Below are 25,502 nucleotides of genomic sequence, written 5' to 3'. Positions count from 1 at the left end.
ATACCATCATTTACTCAAGGATATATTTAACCCGAATGGAGCGTTCCACATCTCTACAGGAGCAGGGCGTCGTTGATGCACTAGCTCAAAAACTAAAAAAGCACGGCTTTGACTGGCTGCCCAGGCTGCATCAGTTCAGGCAGAGCTCAAAGAATGGGTTCAGCTGCCTGATTTTGTCCTCCAGCCCGGCCAATTCGGGTAGTATTATGGAAGCGCATGTAGGGCTGCGCATGGATGATGTAGAGAACCTGGCCTTTCCGTTCACCAATGGGCTCCCGGGGTTTCAGCCAGACAGCATGACCCTCGTCACTCCAATGGCCAGGCTTTACGATCAGCGTTTCCAGCGGCTAAACGTCAAGGATGAGAAAGACCAGGAAGCAGCTGCACTACTGTTCGGCACTCAACTGGAAGAAGCCGGCTTGCCCTTTATCGAAGCATACAGCACCCTTGCTGCACTTGACTTGCTCTTTAACGAAGCACCTGAGGAGCCACTCGCCCTCGTCCACAATCAAATCAACCGTTGTTTTCGGGGCATAGTCCTGGCAAGACTAACCCACCGGCCAGATTTTGAAGACATCGTTCGAGCCTATACCGCAGCATTGGAAGGCCGCTTATTTGCACCCGCTCCCACCTTTTCCAAGTTTGAAAGGCTGGCTGCATTCCTCCGGCATTATTCTATGAATTAAGCCTGTCCCTTCTACCAGAAGTTACAAACCCTGAGCCAGCACCGGGCTCAAAAACAATTCCGGCACTTTCCAGTTTAAAGGGTACAATTTGCAAACGCTACCTTATGCTTGTAGAAGATCAGAATATCATCACTATTGCCTACGATTTGCGGGAAGGCCATGCTAAAGGCCCTTTGCTGGAGCGCATGGACCCCAACTGGCCATTCAAGTTTTACTTCGGGAGCGGAAAGTTGCTTCCTGCCTTTGAGGAACAACTCAGAGGGCTTGAAGAAGGTGAAAGCTTCGAATTCACGCTCACTCCGGAAGAAGCCTACGGCCCGGTGGAAGAAGGGAATATTATTGAAGTGCCGCGGTCCGCATTTCAGGGGCTGGGCGATAACGTCCTTATTGCCGGTAACTATGTCACCCTGACGGACGACCTTGGCGATGCCCACAACGGAAAGATTTTATCCTGGACAGCAGAAAAAGTAAGGGTAGATTTCAATCATGAAATGGCTGGCCGCACGCTTCACTTCTCCGGCGTGGTACTTCACGTCCGTGAGGCGACTCTTGACGAGCACATTCGCAAGAATTATATTGAGGAAGACGGCGTCAGAAACTAATCTCAAAAACACGAACGCAGCTCATGCCAACTACGCTTACCAATACACCTGTACGAAAAAAAACAGAGCAATTGCTCAACGGGCTTTGCAGCGGCCTGTACGAGCGGGAGCAGTCCATCAAACTTGCCCTGCTTAGTGCGGTGGCAGGTGAAAGCATCTTTTTACTCGGCCCTCCGGGAGTTGGCAAAAGCCTCATTGCCCGCAGGCTCAAATACGCTTTCCGCGATGGTACAAGCTTCGAGTACCTCATGAGCAAGTTTAGCACGCCCGACGAGATTTTTGGCCCGGTGTCTATTAAAAAACTAAAGGAAGAGGACCGGTACGAGCGCCAAACCAAAAATTACCTGCCCAGTGCTAATATTGTCTTCCTGGACGAAATCTGGAAAGCCGGGCCTGCAATTCAGAATGCCCTGCTCACGATTCTCAATGAGAAAATCTACCGCAACGGAGGTGAAGACTACAAAGTAGACATCCGCGGCATTATCACCGCCTCCAACGAGCTGCCTCCGGGCAACAGCAGCCTCGACCCGATCTGGGACCGCTTTCTCATCAGGCTGGAAATGGGCAACATCCGGCAGTTTAAGAACTTCCTGAACATGATCACGGACACGAAAGATGTGTACGAAGATGATGTGCCGGAAGACGTAAAGCTCACCGTAAACGAACTGGAGGCATGGAGCAAGGAAATTGATGCCATAGAAGTCCCTGCGGAGGTTCTAAACACCATACAGGTTGTCAAAATCAAGATTGAAGAGCACAATGCCCGGTCTGCGGGCGCTGACCGTCTGATCGATGTGCACGACCGGCGCTGGAAGAAGATTGTTCGCCTCCTGCGTACTTCCGCCTTTCTTAATGGCCGAAGTAAGGTCGACCTGATGGATTGCTTCCTGATGGTGCATTGCCTTTGGAGCCAGCCCCAGCAGACCGACAAAATCCGGGAGATCGTAACGGAGGCCATCCGCCGCCATGGCTATACAATGGCCGTCAACCTGCAAATGATCAAACGGGAAACCCATGATTTCGAGGAGGATGTGGACCGGGAAATCCGGGTGCGCCATACCGTTACCGAAGAACAACTGCAGCCGATCAAAGATGAGTACTACGAGCTCGTTAAGGAAGACGACAAATTTGATGGCGTGCTTCTCAGTGTGAAGCAGTTCAACCAGCTGCAACTGGACACCCCGCAAGTGACCAACTTTTATGACCGCGAATTCAACCTCGTCAACCGGCTGAAAGCCCAGAAAAGCAGCCAGCAATTCACCGTTGAAGTATTCTACAACTCTGAGCGCTATGCTTACCCCCTACGTACGCGCAAGGCAGAGCGGACTGAGGTGATCACCAAAAAGCCGCATCATATTGTACAACAGCACTGGGACGAGCGCCACCAACGCCTCATGGCCTACATCACGCAGCAGGAAGAGAAAATACATTCTCATGCACCTGATGAGCTCAACCATCTGCAGGATAACCTCTTCGTGCACAAAGACCACAGTGAGGTGGTAACCCGTAACCTGGAGGAAGTGCGTGAAGCCCTGGAACAGCTAAAGCTGCGCCTGGAAAAAGTCCAGTACGCCTACACTAATATCTAGACACGGGGCTGATCTTTTGCGCCTTCAGAGTCGTTAACAGCCAGTTGCGTTCTGCCAGTGGTTTCGTCTCTTCTATTTCCCGGATAAGCTTCTCCTTTTTCTGGTCTGAATTGACCTTTAGGATTTGGTGAAGGAGTTTACAGAAGTTGAGGCAGGTTTGCTGATAGGTGCTGGAAAGATTGGTATCCCTTTTCAGATAGATGGTAAAGGAGGCCAGCCGGGCCAGGAGGGATTCTTCCTCGTTGAGTTCGTAGAAGGTCTTAATCATGATCATTCTCGTCCCCAGGTTATAGTAAGGGTCTGAAAACGACAAGTGCTGAATATGATCCAGCACTTCATTGTACAGGCCTTTCGTGAAGTACAGCTCGGCCAGGTTAAAGTGGAATGCATCTTCATAAAATTCTGGCTGCAACTCCTCTTTATACCGGTTTATGAACTCCTCCACCCAGTCATAGCGGTGCTGCAATAGTCCCATTTTAACCACATTGGTATAAGTCCAATGGGACAAGTAGCCATTCGTATGCAGGTATTTATGCCGGATGCCTTCGTCGTAGAGGTTCAGTACGATAGTAGAATAGCTGTTTTCCCCCTTCCTGATCTTCCTTGCACAGAAGTTAATCGCATACAGATAAATCTCTTTAATTTCATCGTGCTCGATGCGCTGCTCGTACTTTTCCAGATAAGCCAGTAAATTCTGAAAGTGCAGCCCATTCTCCTCCTCCCCTGTGACGATCGCCTTATAAATGCTTAGATAAATCAGGATCAGAGGGTACTTCGGCGGGTCTTTATACAGGTCTTCTATCAGATTAGTCGTCACTTTGGACAGCTCGAACTTACCATTGACGACCAGCTGCCAGCTGATCAGGGCGCAAGAGTACTGCAGCACCCTTGTGTAATAATAGAGGTTCAGTTTTTGATAAACCTCCTGCATGATAGGATCTCCCCGGCGTACCTTCTGATTGGAAAAGTGGAACATTTTCACCTCCGCCAGCCGGAACTGCCTGGACAAGTGAACTGCAGAAATTTTATTGTCATCTTTACCAAGCTGCTTTTCGAGCTTGCGGAGCAGGAAGTCGTAGTGTTTGGAAAGCTTACGGTCAGACAATTCCCAGAGCTGATCTTTCACAGACTCAAAATCATCCTTTAGGAATTTTTCCACGGATAAGAACTGCTCGGCCAGCTTAAGCAGGTAATTCATAAGCGTACCCATCCGCTGAGTGTCGAACGGCTGCCCGGGGAAGCAATGCCGGTATACTTCGGCTTTTGTAATGGATTCGCTGCCCCTAAGCTGATAAACACTCTGCCCGAGCCTGATCACATCGGTATTGGTATTGAAATACGGAGATTCAACAAAGGTGAGGAACCTTTTCCAGTCCGATGTATTAAATGTTAAAAGTAATTGTCCTAATTTACTGGTATACACAACCGCGATCTTTTTTTATTTTTGTTTGAGCCCCTCCTTCATTCCAAGCCTCAACCCAAAAAAACAAATGATCCACATAATAAAAAATTAACATATAAACAACACAAAACATACATAATCAACACTTTAGACATCTACCCAAAAACTAATTAATCATTTGCAGCTGGAATCTAGCTGAAAAATAGCAAAAAATGTACTTGTTAACCGGTTTTTCCCACTCTATATTTGTAAGCGTAAAGAAAAAACGACATCCTGTGAAGTTTCCAAAAACACATATCAAAACAGTCTTGGGCATTGCCTGCTCCCTCCTGGCATTTTTGCCGGTCCAAGGTCAGCAGCTTTACCCCGGAGATGTTTCTGGTAATGGTTTTGTGGATCATCAGGATGTTTTGTTCTGGGCCTATGCCCGGGGTACAGAAGGTGCTCCACGCCCAAATGCTACTACAACATTTGAAGCGCAGGACATTGATTTGACAGGCTGGTCAGGTACTTATCCCGGAACAGAACGCAGCTTTGCCTATGCAGATTGCAATGGCGACGGAAAGGTGGATGACAGCGACTTACTGGTTATTGAGAGTAATTACTATAGTGCGGTCGATGGGCCTTATCAGCCTGATCCATTTCAAACCGGCGCATCCAGTATCGGAAGTCAGCTCGTACTTGGCGACAGCGCTTCTATTGATGTCACGCCCGGAGAGTTGGCGGTAATACCTTTCAACCTTGCCACACAGGAAACTCAGGATATAGAGCTTGGCTACATGGGATTTCAGCTCAATTATGGTTTGTCACTTGTAGCAGAAACGCCTGCCGGAGACCCGGCTATCGAGTTAAACTTCGATGTAGATGGCAATGAGTGGTTGATGGAAGCAGAGCAGGGCGTAGAGGTTTTCGTTTATCATCATGAGAACCTGGGTTACTCCGATATTGCGCTTTACATGGGCAGTCCGGGTGATTATGTGGTAGGGACTGGTGCGATAGCTGAGTTTAGTATTGTTGTGGAAGAAGTGATTTTCGGTTTGCAAAGCGTCAACATCGATATTCCAGTTATTCTCAATGGTGGATTCAAGCGTTCCGGATTTGTTTCCAGCCAGGGCATCACGCTTAATCTGGTCGGCAAGCCTGTAAGCACGGATGAGCAAATGCTTCCTTTAGATGCTGTAATGGTCTTCCCGAATCCAGTCAACACAGGTGTGCTGCACGCACAGCTCCGCAGTGATCAGCCGGGAATGATCAAACAAATGGAACTCTTCGACCAAGCTGGGCGCCTTGTTGACAGCTATGCCCCCAACGCACGCAGTGGGCAACTCAATGCAAGCGCACTTCCTGCAGGACTTTACCTGTTGAAAGTGAAGACGGACAGGGGCTTGCAGGTGATGAAGATACAAGCAACACGATGAAATACTACAGGTGCAAACGAGCACCTGATGATATACAAAAGAGAGCTTTGAGAGACTATCCGATTCTCATAATAAGGGGGGCTGGGAAGCCAGCTCCTTTTTTTGAGCCGGATCCGAACTAACTTAGTTTTACACGCTTCTTGTTTAAAATACTCTCCGGCACAATCCGGAGAGTACTTTTCAGGAAATCTGATACCTTTTTGGAACCTACCCCACTGTTTTTACCCTTTTCGGTTCCAAAATACCTAAGAATAGACTGTTTAAACCTGGAAACTTAGACATTTGATTAGCTGGCCCCAAGAGGGTCAGCTTTTTTTTTGCCCCCACTTTACCCTTACTGATAATACCCTTATCTTCCCTCCTGTCCCAATACCCAAACTACCACAAAGCATGAAGTATTCTTTTTTTCTTGGAGCACTCCTCCTGCTGACTCATCTCGCATTGGGGCAACAACGCTGGGCTATAGGGGGAGTCACAGGGACCACCGTCCTTCAGGGAGATTTGTCTGGCTCCAGGTTTGGCGACTTCGACAAAATGGGTGTGGTTGCAGGTGGACAGTTGCGTTACCAGTTCCAGCCTCATTTCGCCCTTAGGCTTCAGGGCGTCTCAGGCGACCTAGTTGGCAATGACAGGAACAACAGAGGTATCGCATTCCGCACGCTGTTTACAGAAGGCAGCACCTTACTGGAGTGGCACTTCCTGCAGCACGAATACCATACTTCAAGGTGGTCTCCCTATCTTGGGCTGGGCATTGGGCTAATCTTTTTTGAACCAAGAGTTGATTTTCTTACAAACCGGCCGGAGGGTAGTCTTCCTGCAGGTGCAGAGGCTGATATACAGGCCGACAAAGGGAGTCCGCAGTGGGTTATTCCCGGTTGCCTGGGGTTTAATTTTGCCATGAATGATCACTGGGAACTAGGGGCCGAAGCGAACCTGCGCGCCAGCTTTTCTGATTACCTGGATGGGGTCAGCCAGGCTGCCAATCCGGAATTCAGCGACTGGTACTTAACCACTACCCTGTCACTGACCTACACCTGGGGCGAAACAGACCGCGATGGGGATGGAATACCAGATGAATCCGACCGTTGCCCGGACCAGTTTGGAAATGCAAAATTCCAGGGATGCCCGGACACCGATAATGACGGTATACCCGACCCTGATGATGCCTGCCCCAATCAGTCCGGTTATCTTGACGGATGCCCCGATAGTGATACAGATGGAGTACCGGATTTCATTGATCAGTGCCCCTACCGCCCGGGGCCACCGCAGCAGGCGGGGTGTCCGAATACGGATACCGATGCCGATGGTGTGCCGGATGAAGAAGATAAATGCCCGGAACGCCCCGGGCCATCGTCAAGAGCGGGGTGCCCACCGGAAGATATCGACCACGATGGCATTACCGATGAGCACGATCAATGCCCTAAAATAGCAGGCACAAGAGCTCATTTCGGATGCCCTCCGCTCTCCCCTCCTGAAGCTTACACCCTGGAAAGCCTCTATTTTCCAGAAGGAGATACTCAGCTCAACCAAAGCCAGCAGCAATACCTGCGCGAAGTAGCCAGCAAGTTGATGGCACAAACCGGCCAATTGCTCCTGTTGCAAGGTGTAGCAACGGGATCGGAAGGTCTGGCAATTGCCCGAAGCCGCACTGAGCAAGCCTATAATTACCTCTTATCCTGGGGTGTTAGCAAAAGCCGCATCAACTACGGTGTTTACCTCATTACCCCCCAAGCTGGAAGCGAAACAGCAGCCCGAAGAGTGAGCCTGCAATTCATCAAAGAATAGCGTGCACTGAACCAATCAAAAACTCATACTGTTTCTTTCCATCAAAACAGCGTATATGCCACTAAAACCTAATCAGCGTTCCAGAGCCCAGGAATCACGGGCAGCTATCCAACGGCTTTATATTGCCATGCGCCATCTCTTTATCCGGGGGAATTACAAACCTCTGGGTGTTTCCGGCGAAGCCATTATTGAGGCACTTACACAGTTGCGGCCGGAGATTTACGGCTCTATTAATGACCCTGAGCGAGTGGAACTTGATGGGCTGCTGTATGTCTTTCAACGATTGCCCAGGGGCATTGAGGAATGCCGGTACATCAAACTCATTTCCCGGGAAGGATTTGAGGATAGCAATTTCGAACCCATCGTCCCCAGCAAGCGCCGCCGCAACAGCTACCGGATTGACGACGCACAGATGTACATCGAGATGACCAGGGGGCGAAGCGATATCTATGACATCCTCACTCATCTGACCTTCATGTATATTGAAGCTGAAAAGATCAGGCGCAACAGTGAAGACCATAGACAGCGTAAACGCCGCGAATGGGAAATGCTGGAGAAAATTGTAACCAAGGAGGAAAGAGGAGAAGAATACAACAAAGAAATTGCTTATACCTACCTCAGCACCCTGCTGGGCCGCACCTACGAAGAGACCGTGGATGCCTGCCAGCGTTTCTCGAGCGCGTCAGATGTCAACAGCGTTTTCCACATCACCTACTGGCTGGGCAAGCTCGCCACCGAAGAAGCTATGGATGAAGGCGACCGGGAAATCAGCTTCTCCTCCGCACTTCGCGAAAAAATCGGCCACCACTATTACGGTGACCTCTGGGCCCGAAATGTCAAGTCGGCACTATTGGAGCGCAACCTGCTCAGCCGCCCGATCCATATTATTAGTGCCAATCTGCATAGCGTAATGAACACCCTCTATGCCAAGGCTGCACTACGCACGAAGAATGAAATTGAAGACCTTGCCCGGGAGCTGAGTGAGCCCGTCAACAAAGAAATGCGCCAGCGCGTACAAAAATATGCCGTACGCAATGGAATGATACAGATTGATGACACCAGCGGTACCAACATATCAGTACAAATTATTGATACCGCGCAGCTCAACCTCTCCGGACTGCCTGCTGAATTGAAAAAAGACGAATCACACATCTCCAGCGAAAAGCCGGTTATCCTGGTGATGGATTATGCGTTTGGCGAACAGGCCTACGAGACGATGGACGAGCTCCTGAAGCCCTTCGAAAAAGAAAACGGTGAGGAATTCCCCCTAAATGTACAATCGATTTCCATCATGGGAAAGGCCGGTATTTTGGAAGGCGGCAAGGGGGACATTATGATCCCGGATGCCCACGTTTTTGAAGGGACTGCCGACAACTACCCTATTGAAAATGAGCTAAGCCCGGAGGACTTTCAGGGCAGAGGGCTACGTGTCTTCTCCGGGCCAATGATCACCGTGATGGGCACATCGCTCCAAAACCGGGATATACTGAGATACTTTCTAAAATCCTCCTGGAAAGCAGCTGGCCTGGAAATGGAGGGCGCTCATTACCAAAAAGCGATACAGGCTGCCTCGAAAATCCGAAAAAGCATCAATGAGCAAGTCTCTTTACGGTATGCTTACTACGCTTCAGATAACCCGTTGATCTCCGGGCAAACCCTGGCTTCAGGCAGTCTCGGTGCGGATGGGGTCAAACCCACCTATCTTATTACCATTCAATTCTTAAACCGGATTCTGAGCCCGGCACCTGGTCAGCCTGAACCTAAAGATCAGGCTTTGTAACGGCGGCTCCACCAATAAGAGATAGCCCCGACCAGAAGATTTGCAACCCCCATAAGGCTTTCCCCGGGTTGGTCATGAATCAGGACTGCAATCACCCATACACTGATTGCTAAAAAGATGATTTGTACCCAGGGATAGCCGGGGCTGCTGTACCCGACCTTCCCATCACGCCACCGCACCCATAGCAACCCGGCTACAGCCAGCGTGGTAAATAGCTGCAGCACAAAACCACTGTACAAAAAAACCCGGTCAAACGGGCTGCTCAGTACCATAAACAAGCTGATACCAGCCTGCATCCAAACTGCTCGTACTGGTACCCCACTTAGGTTATCCTTTGCAAAAAAGCGCCAGATGGTGAAATCATCAGCCATGGCTCGCACTACTCTTGGGCCTACCCAAATATTCGCACTGATGCTCGAAATCAAAAACAAGGATATGAACAAAGATATCAATTGCCCGCCTGTAGAACCGAAAAGAATGTGCGCAACGATTTTCCCCACCTCAATTTGCCCATCGAGCTGCTGCACGGAGGCCTGGTACAGGAAGCCGGCCTGCAGCAGTACATAAAGCAGACTTACTACCAACGTACCGAGGATAAGCGCTTTGGGAAGATTGACGGCAGGCGTCCTGATTTCTTCTACAATATAGGCAGCCGCATTCCAGCCAGAGAACGAATAGGTCACATAGACCAACCCAACCATAAAGGCAGAGGTGCCAATTTCCAGCTCAAAGGAAGCCTCCGAAAGGGCAGTACCTTCCGGCGCAGGCAACACGAAACAAGCCACAATAAAAACCAACATCAACAGCAACTTCACTGCTGTAGCTCCATTCTGAAAATTGCTGCTCTGCCGGATACTAAAGGAGTGCGCCAGGGAAATCAGCACAATCACGCCTACCGCCAGGAATTCTGGGCTGACCGGCAGAAAATCCTGAGCATACTGCCCCATAGCCATCGCTGCCAGTGCCACCGACGCAGCAAAACCAACCGTAAGCGATACCCATCCGGCAAGGTAGCCTAAAAATGGGTGATAAATATGGTAAAGGAAATTATACTCCCCGCCCGACTTGGGCAGCCGGGTCCCTAATTCTGCATAACTGAAAGCGCCCATCAGGGCGATTAGCCCTCCCAATACCCACAGCAAAAGAACAGACCACACACTATCGATCTTTTCGATTTGCAGCCCAAGGCTGGTGAATACCCCAGTCCCAATCATATTGGCCACGACGATAGCCGCAGCACTTACCCATCCTATTTTCCGACCCTTGGAGGCGTGCATTTTTATTGCGTTCGATATTGAACAATGATCATAGTCCGGTTGCTGTAAACAAATAAAGGTATCAATATTAGCGCCAGCAGACTTACTTGTATTTCATCCATAACGAAATGATAACATATTACCAACCGATGCAATGGTTAACACCCAAAACATCCTCCCTGCTGCACTATCCGGAAGCAGAACACCTTACCTTTAGCTGTCAGCCCCGATTGGCTGCTCGCCATTGGTGCGAATGCAGGGAGGCGCAGGTTTCTCTGTCCCGGACTACTTACTGACCAACGATCTTAAAAACAGTTCACGATGTCCCCACAAAACCTGACTTTCAAAAATTCAGAAGGTGTTTCTCTTTCGGCGCGGCTGGAGCTGCCGGCCCATCAGCATCCGCATACCTATGCCCTGTTTGCCCATTGCTTTACCTGCAGCAAGCAATTCACGGCTGTTCGTAATATCGCCCGGGCATTAACCCTTGAAGGCGTTGGAGTGCTTTCCTTTGACTTCACAGGGCTGGGAGAAAGCGAGGGAGACTTTGCAGATACCAATTTCTCTTCAAATATTGAGGATTTAGTGCAGGCAGCTGCTTTTTTAGCCGATGAATATGAGGCCCCTGCCCTACTGATCGGGCATTCTCTCGGGGGCGCAGCTGTACTACGTGCAGCCCATGAAATTCCCTCCGTACAAGCCGTGGTAACCATTGGTGCGCCGGATGCCCCCGACCACGTGCAGCACTTATTCAGTGAACAAACAGACGCCATAGAAGCTGATGGCCTGGCTGTAGTCAGAATCGCTGATCGCCCCTTTACAGTAAAAAAACAGTTTCTGGAAGATATCCGGACGCATAACCTGGAGCCCTACATCAAGCGGTTAGACCGGGCGCTGCTAGTGCTCCATTCTCCTCAGGATACGATCGTGGGCATCGAAAATGCCAGAAAGATATACGAGGCAGCTATGCACCCTAAAAGCTATATCTCACTGGATGGTGCTGACCATCTGCTCACGGAGAAAAAGGACAGCCGGTATGTTGGAAATGTCATCGCTTCCTGGGCAGAACGCTACCTTGACTTTGAAGAACGCCGCGCACTCCGTTCAGATAAAGATGTTGCAGCCCGGCTGGGGCAGGCAGATGCATTTACTACAGAGATTACCGTACGCAAGCACGGACTGACCGCAGATGAGCCCCCGGAGTTTGGGGGGAATGATTTTGGCCCCTCACCTTACGAGTTTTTGTCGGCTGGTTTGGGTGCCTGTACGGCAATGACGTTGCGCATGTATGCCAAGCGAAAAAAATGGCCTCTGGAAGAGGTGATTGTTCACCTGGAGCATAGTAAGAATCATGCCGAAGACTGCCAGAACCCTGACCAGCCGGACAGCAAGATCGACCATTTTGAGCTCATCCTGGAACTCAACGGCCCGCTTTCTGAAGATCAAAGAGCCCGGATGCTTGAAATTGCTAAAAAATGCCCCGTTCACCGTACGCTACATGAGCCCGTCAAAATAGCCGCGAGACTAAAAAAATAGCGATCTACAAAAGTGCAGAGCCCCGGCACCAAATGGCTACCGGGGCTCTGACATCCAGTTACTGGCTTTTAATGACTGGAATTACCGGAGCAGCGTGATATTGCCCTGACGAGTAAAAACCTGATCGGGCTCGCCTTCCTCTCCGGGACAAACTATTCTCATATAGTACCCGTAAACGTCAGGTGGCAGGTCTTCTCCCCCAAAGAATCCGTCCCAGCACAGATTCTGCATGTCATTGCTGCGGAAAACCTCTTGCCCCCAGCGGTTGTAAATCATAAGTTCTATTTCGGAGAACTGATCCATCACTTCGCTTTGTACGCATACCTGATCATTGTTCTGATCACCGTTCGGTGTGAAGGCATCTGCGATAAAGACCTTGTCCACTTCACAGCGCTCACAGGTCCCTACGTCCACTGTGGTTGTCAGGGTATCCCGGCAGACTTCACCGGTCACAATCACCTGAAAAGTCGATGGGCGCAGTGGTTCTGCATCGGTTATTGCTGCATCAGGATTGGTCAACCGGTCTTCCGGTGTCCATTCATAGGTACAGTTATCACATCCAACGACCTCAAGCGTGGCAAAGTCCCCTGTACAAATTGAGGTGTCACCACCAACAATCGCGAGGTCGAGGGCTTCCACTTCAATTTCTATACTGGCCGTATCCATAGCACAGGCATTTTCCGCTATAGCAAAATAAGATACCAGCCCTGCACGGGTCGGTGTTACCCCAATCACCTCTCCCTCTCCTATGAATACAAAGGCTTCGTCATACCAGGAAATGGTAGCAGCCACATCCTCAGGGTCCAGGGCTGCTTCGAGGCTGGCTTCATCGCCCAGACAAATCAGCAGGGAAGGCGTATTGATTTCCAACATCAAATCTTCAGGTACATATTCCACGACAATCGTATCGCTGCTTACGCAACCCAATTCAACCGGGTTGGCGATGTAAATGCTGGAGCCGGGCTGAGGCATAATTTCTATAGAAATGGCCGTATCAATCACATTCCCCTCCCCATCGGTCCACACTACAGCTTGCCCAAGCGGTGCCAGGGCATTCAGCTGAATGGCAAAGGAATCGCAGACCACCAGGGTGTCCACGGAAGGAATGATTTCAATAGCAGCACTATCAATCGTCACCTGAACCAGTGTGTCAGCAACTACGCCACAACCATTAGTTGCCTCAAAAATGAATGATGCGGTGCCTGCTTCTGCCCCAACGAGCACAAGGCCTTCGTTAATGGCTACCGTATCTCCATTTTCATTCTCCCAAACGAAGGGATAATCGTAGTCGCCCACCGTCACACTAAGCGTGTCATTCAGGCACAGGAGTACCGTATCAGGCAGGCTCGGTGGCAGTACCGGTGGAATCGTATCCACCATTACAGTTACGGTATCTGAAATAATGCAGTCCAGACCGGGAACACTTGCTATGTATTGGCTGATACCTACAGGTGGGGTCACACAAAGCTCACCGCCCGTACCCAACAGCGTACCTTCAAGGTCGGTCCATTCTATGCATTCATCCGGCAAACCGGTAACCGCAGCCGTCAGGCAGGTATCCATTTCTACCGGAGTACATAACAAGACATTTACATCTGGCTGCGCATCGACCGTTTGCTCCGGCACCACGTACACAATCACCTCGGCGGACGTCATGCCGCAGGCGTTGGACGCGCCGAACTCGTAGCAGAACTCGCCGGCCTGGTCGCCCAGGATGATTATCTCGTCATTGGCGACCGGGATCTCCGCGCCGCCGCACACTGACCACGTGTACGGGAAGCCGTAGCCGCTCAGGTCGATCACCGCTTCGTCGCCTACGCACAGCTTCAGCGTGTCCGGCAAAGCGACCGGTGGGGGCGGCGGAAGCGTCTCCACCACAATCGTTACCGTATCGGACGTGATACAGCCCAGACCGGGAACGCCCGCGATGTAGTAGCTCGTGCCTTCAGGCGGCGTCACGCATAGCTCGTTGCCCGTGCCCAAAACGTTGCCGTCAAAGTCCGTCCACTCTATGCAATCGCCCGGCAGGCCCGTTACTGTTGCCGTCAGGCAGGTATCGGTAGCCACTGGCGCGCATAGCTCGATTTCTAAGTCCGGCTGCGCATCGACCGTCTGCTCCGGCACCACGTACACAATCACCTCGGCGGATGTCATGCCGCAGGCGTTGGACGCGCCGAACTCGTAGCAGAACTCGCCGGCCTGGTCGCCCAGGATGATTATCTCGTCATTGGCGACCGGGATCTCCGCGCCGCCGCACACTGACCACGTGTACGGGAAGCCGTAGCCGCTCAGGTCGATCACCGCTTCGTCGCCTACGCACAGCTTCAGCGTGTCCGGCAATGCAACCGGTGGGGGCGGCGGAAGCGTCTCCACCACAATCGTTACCGTATCGGACGTGATGCAGCCCAGACCGGGAACGCCAGCGATGTAGTAGCTCGTGCCTTCAGGCGGCGTCACGCATAGCTCGTTGCCCGTGCCCAAAACGTTGCCGTCAAAGTCCGTCCATTCTATGCAATCGCCCGGCAGGCCCGTTACTGTTGCCGTCAGGCAGGTATCGGTAGCCACTGGCGCGCAGAGCTCGATTTCTAAGTCCGGCTGCGCATCGACCGTCTGCTCCGGCACCACGTACACAATCACCTCGGCGGATGTCATGCCGCAGGCGTTGGACGCGCCGAACTCGTAGCAGAACTCGCCGGCCTGGTCGCCCAGGATGATTATCTCGTCATTGGCGACCGGGATCTCCGCGCCGCCGCACGCTGACCACGTGTACGGGAAGCCGTAGCCGCTCAGGTCGATCACCGCTTCGTCGCCTACGCACAGCTTTAGCGTGTCCGGCAAAGCGACCGGTGGGGGCGGCGGAAGCGTCTCCACCACAATCGTTACCGTATCGGACGTGATGCAGCCCAGCCCGGGAACACCTGCGATGTAGTAGCTCGTGCCTTCCGGGGGCGTCACGCATAGCTCATTGCCCGTGCCCAAAACGTTGCCGTCAAAGTCCGTCCATTCTATGCAATCGCCCGGCAGGCCCGTTACTGTTGCCGTCAGGCAGGTGTCGGTAGCCACTGGCGCGCAGAGCTCGATTTCTAAGTCCGGCTGCGCATCGACCGTCTGCTCCGGCACCACGTACACAATCACCTGGGCGGATGTCATGCCGCAGGCATTGGACGCGCCGAACTCGTAGCAGAACTCGCCGGCCTGGTCGCCCAGGATGATTATCTCGTCATTGGCGACCGGGATCTCCGCGCCGCCGCACACTGACCACGTGTACGGAAAGCCGTAGCCGCTCAGGTCGATCACCGCTTCGTCGCCTACGCACAGCTTCAGTGTGTCCGGCAAAGCGACCGGTGGGGGCGGCGGAAGCGTCTCCACCACAATCGTTACCGTATCGGACGTGATGCAGCCCAGCCCGGGAACGCCCGCGATGTAGTAGCTCGTGCCTTCCGGCGGCGTCACGCATAGCTCATTGCCCGTGCCCAAAACGTTGCCGTCAAAGTCCGTCCACTCTATGCAATCGGCCGGCAGGCCCGTTACTGTTGCCGTCAGGCAGGTATCGGTAGCCACTGGCGCGCAGAGCTCGATTTCTAAGTCCGGCTGCGCATCGACCGTCTGCTCCGGCACCACGTACACAATCACCTCGGCGGATGTCATGCCGCAGGCGTTGGACGCGCCGAACTCGTAGCAGAACTCGCCGGCCTGGTCGCCCAGGATGATAATCTCGTCATTGGCGACCGGGATCTCCGCGCCGCCGCACACTGACCACGTGTACGGGAAGCCGTAGCCGCTCAGGTCGATCAACGCTTCGTCGCCTACGCACAGCTTCAGTGTGTCCGGCAAAGCGACCGGTGGGGGCGGCGGAAGCGTCTCCACCACAATCGTTACCGTATCGGACGTGATGCAGCCCAGCCCGGGAACACCTGCGATGTAGTAGCTCGTGCCTTCAGGCGGCGTCACGCATAGCTCATTGCCCGTGCCCAAAACGTTGCCGTCAAAGTCCGTCCATTCTATGCAATCGCCCGGCAGGCCCGTTACTGTTGCCGTCAGGCAGGTATCGGTAGCCACTGGCGCGCAGAGCTCGATTTCTAAGTCCGGCTGCGCATCGACCGTCTGCTCCGGCACCACGTACACAATCACCTCGGCGGATGTCATGCCGCAGGCGTTGGACGCGCCGAACTCGTAGCAGAACTCGCCGGCCTGGTCGCCCAGGATGATTATCTCGTCATTGGCGACCGGGATCTCCGCGCCGCCGCACGCTGACCACGTGTACGGGAAGCCGTAGCCGCTCAGGTCGATCACCGCTTCGTCGCCTACGCACAGCTTTAGCGTGTCCGGCAAAGCGACCGGTGGGGGCGGCGGAAGCGTCTCCACCACGATCGTTACCGTATCACTCGCGCTACCACATGTCAACTGTGGCGTAATCGCAATATATTGGTTTACGCCCTCCACTGGCAGTACAGACAAGGTAGTCCCTGTACCCAAAACAGCCCCATCTTCACTTGTCCAGGTAATATCGCTATCTGCGAATCCATCCGCAGTGGCAAAGATATCCATGGCAGTGTTGACCGGTCCGCATAAAGCAATGGTAGAGTCTGGTTGTGCCTCTATTACTGGTTCCGGAATAACGTACACAATCACGTCCACTTCCACCGTATCACAGGCATTAGAAGCGTTAAAACTATAACATGCTTCGCCTAAAGCAGTGGCATTAATTTCAATTTCGTTGCTATTTTCCTGAATCAACTGACCATCACAAGCAGACCAGCTGTAAGGGAAACCGTAGCCGCTCAGATCAAATACGGTATCCTGCCCAATACACAGGGTAAGGGTATCCGGCAGTGCAGGAGGCGTCATCGGCAGATTATCCACGATAACCGTTATGGTATCGGGTGTCACGCAAGCAAGGCCCGAAACACTGGCAATGTAATGATTTAAGCCCACGCCCGGTGTTACACAAAGCTCGCCTCCGGTCCCCAGTATATTCCCATCCAGGTCTGACCATTCTATACAGTCATCAGGCAAATCGATGACCGTAGCCGTCAGGCAGGTATCCGGAGCCGGCGCACAAAAGCGCAGGGTATCATTAGGTTGTGCATCAACCTGTTGTTCCGGAACCACATAGACGGTGATTTGCTCTTCAATCGCCCCGCAAGCGTTGGATGCACTGAACCGGAAGCACTGTTCTCCTGCTTCGTTGCCGCTGATTTCAATAGTATTATTATTAACCGGGATTTCCTGCCCTTGGCAGTCCGACCATACATAAGGGTAACCATAGGTACTGAGATCTATGAGGATGTCATTACCCACACAAATCTTCAGCGTATCCGGAAGCCCAGGAGGCAGCGGTGGCACGAAGTCATCCACTACAATAGTCACGGTGTCTGTGGCGGTACCACAAGCTGCACTAATACTGGCGATGTAGTGGCTGGTCCCTGTGGCAGGCAAGACGCTAAGCGTACCTCCTGTACCCAATGCGTCCCCATCTTCGCTAAACCATGCGATGGCATTCTGAGCAAAACCTGGTGCGGTAGCCGTCAAAATTAAACTGTCCGTTACAGGGGCGCATAACTCGATCGTAGTATCCGGCTGGGCGCTGATTTCAGGGGCTGCAATTATAAAAACGATTATCTGCTCTTCTACCTCACCGCAAATATTAGAAGCAGAGAAGGTATAGCAATCTTCTCCTGGTTGGGTACCGGAGATTTGGATTTCGCCATTATTGGTAGCTATAACCTGACCATCACAGCTGGCCCAGGTGTAAGGGTGACTGTAGCTACTCAAATCCAATAGAGTATCCTGGTTGATACAAATGGTCAGTGTATCAGGCAAATCAGGTGGCGGCGGCGGCATCGCTTCCACAACTATGGTAACGGTGTCAGCCGTGATACAATCCAGACCGGGTACATTTGCGATATATTGGCTAGTTCCCTGCGGAGGCGTCACACACAATTCGCTACCGGTCCCTAAAAGGTTTCCACTAAGATCCGTCCATTCTATACAGTCGTTTGGCAGACCAATTACCGTTGCGGCCAGGCAGGTATCCGGTGCGGGTATGCAAAATTGAATAGTATCGTTAGGCTGTGCATCTGCAACTTGTTCAGGTACAACGTATACGGTCACCTCGGCTTCTACCGTGCCGCACTCATTGGAAGCGCTAAACCGGAAACAAGTCTCTCCAACAACATCGCCTGAAACTATAATGCTGTCCCCTGATACCGGAATGGCCTGACCGTCACAATCGGACCAGGTGTAGGGGAATGCATAATCGCTTAGTTCAATAACAGCTTCATCGCCTATACAAAGCTTGAGCGTGTCTGGTAATGCCGGAAGTGCAGGCTCAGTATCCACCTCGATAGTTACGGTATCACTTACCTCACCACAGACAGCAGACAACGTAGCTACATATTGGCTCGTTCCTGCTTCGGCTTGCACCATCACCATTCCACCATTGCCTAAGACAGCGCCATCGGAGGCTGTCCATACAATCATGCTATCAGGATATCCTGTGGCGGTGGCTGTCAGTTCCACCAGATTACCCTGATCCGTAATACACAAGGAAAGTACACCATCAGGCTGTGCATCAATACCCGGAAGCGGGAGTACCGTTACCAGAGCGTTGGTTTGCGTGATGCCTACCGGGCTAAATGCCGTAGCCGTGTAGGTGTAGCTGCCGGGGGATAAGCCACTAATTAGAAGCTCGGAGCCCTGACCCGCTGTTTGGCCCTGCGCATCATTCCACACGATACTGTCGATTAGAATAGTGTCCGGGATAATAGTAGCCATTAGTGTTCCCTCTTCCCCCTCGCAAATTTCAATATCTGGCACGCTGATGGTGTAGTCCGCCTCAGGTGGTGGCAATACCGGGAAGGTGAGGGTATCCGGGCAACCGTTGACTTCGCCTACAACCGTATAAGGAGATGCGAGGTCATCAGCAGCCAATATAAAGGTGTCATTCCCATCGTCATCAACGACAGTGCCATCATTTTGGAACCAGGTGTAAATCGCCTCATCGCTATCGGAAGAAACGGTGATGGTGATTTCATCCTGTCCAAACTGGAAAGCATTCCCATCCACAGACAGATTCAACCCCGGGACGAAATCGATCACCAAGGTATCTGAAAACGATCCACAGTTGGGATCGGTAATATTTAAGACGTAGGTAATGTCTTCTGTAGGTGTAATCACAGGATTGCCAATCGTGGAGTCGCTAAGCCCCGTAGTGGGAGACCAGCTAAATATCAGGTTAGGGTTAGTTGCATTCTCAAAAGAAGGCTGGAAAGTATCCCCTTCACAAACGACTACTTCCTGCTCCTCTATACCTCCGGACAAAGCGCCGCCTTCCACTGCAACAGTATCAGAAAGTGGGCAATTGTTGGCATCCCGTACTGTAGCAATGTAGCTGCCCTCGTTCAGGTTCGATGCGTCAACAGGATTGCCGTCCAGATCGGTCACTTCCAGGGTGTAAGGAGGTGTTCCACCTGTGGCTGCGTTCAGGGTAATGCTCCCGGGGATGATGTTCCCAGGCTCGCAGCTTCCGTTAAGGACAGTCAATTGTGCTTCCAGTGTTACCGGTTCCACAGACAACATAAATTCACAAAAGCAATTATCCGCCGAACTGATGCGTCTTATTTCGTAGTCTCCATATTGTACTTCGATGAATACGGCCTCATTTCCGGGTACCGAAGCCAGCAGGAATCCGGCATTGACCTGCCGGACCTGATAAGTCTCATTTGCTGTGCCGCTGCCATCAAAGTACAGATATGCCGGATCACCCGGGCAAACCGGGTCAAAGACTGACCAGCCTTCGTTGCACTCAAAGCCGGGCGTATTCAGCTCGATCGAGGCTTCGGCCTCACATACAAACCCATACTCCACTTTTACGGTATACAAGCCAACAGGAAGCCCCTCAAAAGTGTAAGGGTTATTATTGGTAGTAATTTCCAGTCCATCATTCAAGATAATGGTGTACGGAGGGAAACCTTCTTCCATCGTCACCGTGATTGTTCCATCATCGCTACTGCAAAGGGAAGGTGGCGTAGCTGTGAGGGAGATGGGCTCCTGCGCCTGCGGAATGGTAACCGGCAGGGAGGTAAGGCAGCCTGCTGCATCTCTGACTATAAAGGTGTAATCGCCAGGGGCGAGGCCTGAAATACTGACCGTACCATCTGCGCTCAATGTGTTGCTGCCGCCATCGCCCCAGGAAATTTGGTAGGGCGGTGTGCCTCCGCTTATATCCAGCTTGACGCCGCCCGAAAGCGTGGCACAATTGCCTGCCGTTATGCTTCCGACCTCTACAGCTGGGCCTTCTTTGGTGTCAATGACTACTTCTGTCTCGATGAGGCAATCCCGTAGCGCCTGATCTTCCAGCAATTCACTAATCCCAATGGTCACTTTGTAAACACCAGGTGCCAGGTTTTCAGCAGTGGGGCCAGTGCTGACGCCTCCTTCCCAGTTGTAAACAAACTCCGTTCCCACAGGCAGGCCTACCGGTGTTACGGTAGCTGACCCATTGCTTTGTCCGCAATCTGCATCAATGGAAATCCAGGTGACCTGAAAATCCGGGCAAACGGCATCGCAAACAAAATCAGGAAGGGCGGGAGAAATGGTATCTTCCTCTATACCATAAAACGGCAACTGCAGGCTATGCGGACCTGATGTTGCCTGCCATTCACAAAGTGCACTGGCATCATTCCAGGGGTACAAAGACTTACTCCACCCGGAGGTACTGCACCCTATGGCAAGGAGCAACACCAAAAGCCAGCTTCGGTTAAGGTTTACTAATCCGATATGTATCATTGTTCGGGATTTTTTCGCGTTTCGTTATTGGTTTGGGTACAGTCTTCGTCAAGGTCAAAAAGGGAAAGTTTTGGGGCATTTTGCTCAGGCAGTACCACCTTGAGCTCTACCCGACGGTCAGTTGCCGCCGCGATATTATACTTTCCGTCTTCATCTCCTCCCGGTACATTTCCACTGGCTTTGGACTCGCCCAGGGGCTGCGGGAGGATCCGTACTTTAGCATCTGAGCCTTGAGGCCCCATCAGGTCACCAAGTATTACACCATTAAACTCTTGTTTCTCCATGTATTCCTGAATGCACTGTATCCGCCGTAGCGCAAGGCTGTCATTGTAAATTTTGTTGCCCCGGGCACTACAGAGACCTTGTATTTCAACCTGAATATGCTGGTCTGCCTCAAGTTCAGCAGCTGCCACAATCAATGTTTTGGACAGCTCAATCAGTGCATCCCTGCCTTCTTCAATATCTCTTTCAAAGAAGAGGCGGATCCGGCTTTGTACTGTATCCCTGTCGGGGTTGTTCTCAAAGTAGGTGGTGGCTAAAGCCAGATATTCATCGATGGCGTCATCAAAGGACTGATCTGTAACGCTTGTATATCCCCTGAAGCCGCCTTCAACACGGCCGGCGCGGTTTGGTTTGTCGTTATGGAAATACACCCGGACCTCCCGGCGCTGATCGGCAGGCAGGGGTATGTCAATTTCCTGATAGCAAACTTTCTGGCACTGCGTTTTGGGGAAGTAAATGCCTTCAAGCGTATCTGGGTATAAAGTGACGACTCCGGGAAGCACCCCCGGAATGGTGCGCTCAGCAGAATCCACTGAAATACCAATATTATAAGCCCGATCAAAAGCCAGCCGGTAAAGACCAGACTGCCCTTCGACTGTACTGAGGAGATTGCCGCTCTGGTCTTCAACGGTAACATCGCCAATTTCAATTAACTCTCCATCCAGAAAGAAACCCGTGGAAACCGCCAACTCCACATAATCAGGCAGCAGATTTATAATGACACTAGCGGTCTGGGCCGTATCGAAGTGGGCAAGCCTCAGGTCAATAACAGTATCCATCATGGCTCCAATAGATGGGTTGGAAGCAATCACCCGGTACTGCCGGTATTGCCTGACAGCCAGCGTTTCCGCTATATCATCCATCGTGGCCGTATTGAGCAGGGTATCCAACTGCCGGCAATCTGAAATATCAATTACTTTCAGCTGTGTATCCGTGTACCCTCTGGGTTTTTGGTCGCACTGTATGACTTCTACGTACAGTTCCCGGTCCAGCTTTCGCTGCCCGGTAAATATATCCTGGCAGCAGGCATCAATAGCTTCATCGAAGCGCCTTGACCGCGGCCGGTCAGAAGACAAATATACAGTGCTACCTTCCCCGGAAGCAAAGAAGTACATATCATTGAAGCCAGAGTTGTAAGGTGCGCCCAGGTTGTCCGGCTGTGACCAGCCCTCCTCCGTTTTCAGCGATTTAAACAAATCATACAACCCATAGCCCGGAGGGGCATCAGAGCTAAAGTACAGTGTACTGGACAACTGATGATAAAAGGGCGTGGATTCATTCCATTGAGAGTTTACTGGTTCACCAAGGTTGGTGATGGTACCTGCAACCCCTGAGGACTCATCGAAGCCTGCCTGCCAGATATCCAGCCCACCCAGCGTACCGGTACGGTCAGAAACGAAGTAAAGCACTACGGCATCTGTAGCACAGTCATAACCAAAGGCAGGCTGTGTGGTCGTAAAACCACCGCCCTGATTAATGTCCATCAGCTGTGGGTCTCCCCAAATGCCGGGACCTTGTGACTGCCGCTTGTAGAGCTTACAAAGAATCGAGTCTTCGACTGATTCGCAAACAGAGAAGACCATCCATTTACCGGAAGGGCTTATGGCCCGGTGAAGGGTGAACTGGTCTTCTTTGTTGAATGGTTCGGTAGTTGGGAGAATCGTCAGCAGGGTATCTGTCCCGCCTGTGTCCAACGGAGCAAAAACGGCCCGTAAATTCTTGGCATAAGTAGTGGACTGCCGCTTTCGCCTTAAGGGGTTACTGTCAAAACGCAGGGAGGAAAAATAAAGGGTATCTCCCTCCAGGACAGGAGCAAGGTCGGAGTAGCCGGAGTTGATTCTATCGCTTGTCAGCCGGTGCAACGTATCTCTTTCCAGCCAGCCATTACGCTCAATACTATATTCGACTTTTTCAATGCCAGCGGCGGCAGCTACGCGGTACCGGTTCTGTAAAACCGGGTCTGCGCTTACTATTGAGCTCAATTCGGTTTCCACTTTCTCAAAGAGTTCTTTGGCAAGTTGGTAATCCGCTTTACGCTCTCCCTTGGACAAGAGCAACTGCGCACGGTAAAAAACGGTACGGGCATAGATGGAATCTATACGGTTGTTATCCTCAGAGGAAACCATCAGGTTAGCGAAAACCGAATCTGCTTTGGAGAAGTAGTTGAAGCGCTGAGCCGAGAGTCCGTACTGAAAAGCAAGAAGCCGCTGCGGGCGGCTGTACTTCTCATCATCGTATTCCAATACGACCTCATAGCATTTGAAGGCCGTAAAGTAGTCGCGGCTTTGGTAGGCCTCGTCCCCGGCTTCAAGCACCTTTTCCAATGACTGGGCCGCTCCCCAAAGAGGCGGGAGCAGAAGCGTCAACAGCAGGGACAACATTTTGATATTCATAAGTCAATAATTGTCTTCATCTTTTAAGTAATCAAAGCCAGCCAACCACCTCAATATACAGCAACCGGCTTCTCATAAAATGCAAGCCAGCGTGATGCTTGATGCTGATCTGGCACACTTGGAGCCTGTAAGCAGATCGCACCACGATTAGGTTCTTTGCAGGTACAATGATGAAACGCCTTAACCATCGTAGTTGGGGGGATGACAGGGCGCCGGTTGCATTTTGGTCGTTCTTATTATTCCGGCACCGCCGCCTTGCTGAAGACAAGTGCGGCCGGGTTTGCTCATAGTACCTGTACAGGCGCAATGCGCCGTTTTCAGTTTATAATAATGGACAGAAATAATTGTCCAGGCAAATCTGGCTCAGGGTATAACGCACGGTCAGCTCCCAGCCACCCCGGTTGCGGGTAGCCACGTCAAAAGCCGAAATATTGATATCATACGAAAACCCTGCAAAGATATCGCCATACTGCATACCAATTGTTGGGTATACCACATCCCCCAGCTCATTATTGAAGCGATAGCCACAGCTCAGCTCAAGGGCAGTGACACTCCCGGGGGTCTTATCAAAAAATACCCGCCCGCCAAAATTGGTCAGCCATTCCTTATAGACACCCTGAAACTGAAAGTTCAGGTTAGCGAATACATCAACAATAGGGTCAACCTGCTTATTAGCCAGAATATACGGGCTAATCCGCATGGGCAGCTCTGCTCTGGGCCCTCTTACCTCATCGAATGCCTGATCCGGCCGGTTGAGGTGAAAAACACCTACACCTATGTCTATCGAAGATCGGTTTTTGAGGGTATTTACGATCTCACAATTGCTGAAGTCCTGAATACGCAGATTGATACCCGCGCTAAAATCTGCGAAGTCGTTTTGAAGATTTTGAAAAATTTCGTTGCTGGGCAGATTAGAGTTACCGCCACTTATGGTGGGGTCGTATTGATTATCAAACAGCAAAGGGTTGATATCAAAATCTCTGCGGGCAATTCCTGACTGGGCGCCGGCAGTGATGAACACCTTTTCGGCCAGCCGGTGCGTGTAGGAAAGATTAAAATTAAGATTGGTATTTTGCAGCCGGGCCAGTCCTGCACGATCGTAATTGAAGGAAGCACCAACGGCCCAGAATCCATTTCTCATCTGGTTACGGTTAGGCAACTTCACATCCGCGCTGGCAGAAAACGTCAGGTAATTCACAGGTACTGTCCGCCACTGCTGCCTCGAGTTACTGATTGCTCGAAACTTCCCCCTGAATATACCGGTGAGCCCCGGATTGGTCGTGGCCGGCGCATATCCGAACTGAGAATAGTGGATATCCTGAGCGTTGACCCCGGGAATAGCCCAAAGGGCTAAAAACGCAACGTATAGTAACTTTCTCAAAATGGACCGTTTTTAACTTAGTTTAATTCTTTTTCATCACGCTTGGGGGGCTGAGCATTCCACTATGAGTGCCGTATGTAAGCTAGTTAGCACATAAACACTCATAAATATGTACCGGCAACAGGAAGGCAGGAAGCTCCAAACCACCCAATCATCCGTAAAAAAGCTGCTATTATTCCGGGTCCGTGCCCAATATACAGAAAAGAATCCGCTAGTGCTTTGTTAATGCTAAAACAACGGGCAATCTGTGATATCTTTTTGACAGAAACCGCGGCAGGCAGCTATTCAGAAGTATCGGTGCCCGGAAAGCCCGTACCCGAGCAGCTCAACGGAGAAAACCAACGGCCTTTTCCGAAGAATCCAGTTTTCCGGCAGTTTATGCTGTACAGCAAACGGACAGGCATCCGCCCATTCACTTAGAGGAGCCATGCGCTCAACAGCACAAAACCTGCTTAAGCCATAATCCACTTCGCCTGCCTGCTTTGCAGATCGTAACAGGACCACTTAACTTGTATATCATGAGGGGGGAATTCCTTTGGCAGGAACTTTAGCCTGCCAATACAAAGTAGAAATACGAGCAGAGGGCTATTTCGTTACATAAA

General features: G+C 51.4%; 12 protein-coding genes. 7 read left to right on the top strand and 5 right to left on the bottom strand.

Annotation, left to right across the window (positions count from 1 at the left end; translation table 11 throughout):
- The first annotated feature begins 35 nt into the window (after positions 1-35).
- From ACO08I_RS20275 to ACO08I_RS20265, 3 genes are all read left to right on the top strand, one after another.
- Positions 36-686 (top strand): hypothetical protein, encoded by a 651-nt coding sequence (locus ACO08I_RS20275; RefSeq protein ID WP_421946912.1) that lies wholly within the window; start codon positions 36-38, stop codon positions 684-686.
- A 104-nt stretch (positions 687-790) separates the two neighbouring features.
- Positions 791-1,288, top strand: coding sequence for an FKBP-type peptidyl-prolyl cis-trans isomerase (locus tag ACO08I_RS20270; RefSeq protein ID WP_052515748.1), 498 nt, complete (start codon positions 791-793; stop codon positions 1,286-1,288).
- A gap of 23 nt (positions 1,289-1,311) precedes the next feature.
- Complete coding sequence (locus tag ACO08I_RS20265) at positions 1,312-2,877, top strand: AAA family ATPase (RefSeq protein ID WP_421946911.1); 1,566 nt, start codon at positions 1,312-1,314, stop codon at positions 2,875-2,877.
- On the opposite strand, the gene ACO08I_RS20260 is transcribed toward ACO08I_RS20265, so the two are convergent.
- Complete coding sequence (locus tag ACO08I_RS20260; RefSeq protein ID WP_282774631.1) at positions 2,867-4,300, bottom strand: hypothetical protein; 1,434 nt, start codon at positions 4,298-4,300, stop codon at positions 2,867-2,869. The genes ACO08I_RS20265 and ACO08I_RS20260 overlap by 11 nt on opposite strands.
- 254 nt (positions 4,301-4,554) lie before the next feature.
- On the opposite strand from ACO08I_RS20260, the gene ACO08I_RS20255 reads away from it, so the two are divergent.
- The 3 genes from ACO08I_RS20255 (at position 4,555) to ACO08I_RS20245 (ending at position 9,262) form a co-directional block, all read left to right on the top strand.
- Positions 4,555-5,697: a T9SS type A sorting domain-containing protein gene (locus ACO08I_RS20255; RefSeq protein WP_421946910.1), complete on the top strand. Its 1,143-nt coding sequence runs from the start codon at positions 4,555-4,557 to the stop codon at positions 5,695-5,697.
- Positions 5,698-6,087: 390 nt separating this feature from the next.
- Positions 6,088-7,482, top strand: coding sequence for a DUF6089 family protein (locus ACO08I_RS20250; protein ID WP_282774628.1), 1,395 nt, complete (start codon positions 6,088-6,090; stop codon positions 7,480-7,482).
- A 55-nt stretch (positions 7,483-7,537) separates the two neighbouring features.
- Positions 7,538-9,262 (top strand): DUF6909 family protein, encoded by a 1,725-nt coding sequence (locus ACO08I_RS20245; RefSeq protein ID WP_282774626.1) that lies wholly within the window; start codon positions 7,538-7,540, stop codon positions 9,260-9,262.
- Here the strand turns inward: ACO08I_RS20245 and ACO08I_RS20240 are convergent.
- Positions 9,250-10,539 carry an APC family permease gene (locus ACO08I_RS20240; protein ID WP_282774624.1) on the bottom strand — a complete coding sequence of 430 codons (1,290 nt, stop codon included), beginning with the start codon at positions 10,537-10,539 and terminating at the stop codon, positions 9,250-9,252. The two genes, ACO08I_RS20245 and ACO08I_RS20240, sit on opposite strands and share 13 nt — an antisense overlap.
- A 300-nt stretch (positions 10,540-10,839) precedes the next feature.
- On the opposite strand from ACO08I_RS20240, the gene ACO08I_RS20235 reads away from it, so the two are divergent.
- Positions 10,840-12,054, top strand: coding sequence for an alpha/beta fold hydrolase (locus ACO08I_RS20235; protein WP_421946909.1), 1,215 nt, complete (start codon positions 10,840-10,842; stop codon positions 12,052-12,054).
- 81 nt (positions 12,055-12,135) lie between these two features.
- On the opposite strand, the gene ACO08I_RS20230 is transcribed toward ACO08I_RS20235, so the two are convergent.
- From ACO08I_RS20230 to ACO08I_RS20220, 3 genes are all read right to left on the bottom strand, one after another.
- Positions 12,136-20,844, bottom strand: a complete 8,709-nt coding sequence (locus tag ACO08I_RS20230) for a gliding motility-associated C-terminal domain-containing protein (RefSeq protein WP_421946908.1) — start codon at positions 20,842-20,844, stop codon at positions 12,136-12,138.
- Entirely contained in the window at positions 20,841-23,519 is a 2,679-nt protein-coding gene (locus ACO08I_RS20225; protein WP_282783642.1) for a hypothetical protein, read from the bottom strand. The genes ACO08I_RS20230 and ACO08I_RS20225 overlap by 4 nt, the downstream gene beginning before the upstream one ends.
- Before the next feature lie 322 nt (positions 23,520-23,841).
- The gene (locus tag ACO08I_RS20220) at positions 23,842-24,900 is read right to left on the bottom strand and encodes a PorP/SprF family type IX secretion system membrane protein (protein WP_044216742.1); all 1,059 of its coding nucleotides are present in this window, start codon (positions 24,898-24,900) and stop codon (positions 23,842-23,844) included.
- Between the last annotated feature and the right edge of the window lie 602 nt (positions 24,901-25,502).

The organism is Phaeodactylibacter xiamenensis (assembly GCF_965229835.1).
Classification (GTDB): domain Bacteria; phylum Bacteroidota; class Bacteroidia; order Chitinophagales; family Saprospiraceae; genus Phaeodactylibacter; species Phaeodactylibacter xiamenensis.
Note: the sequence above shows the minus strand (reverse complement) of the source record. Positions and strands in the feature narration are given on the sequence as shown.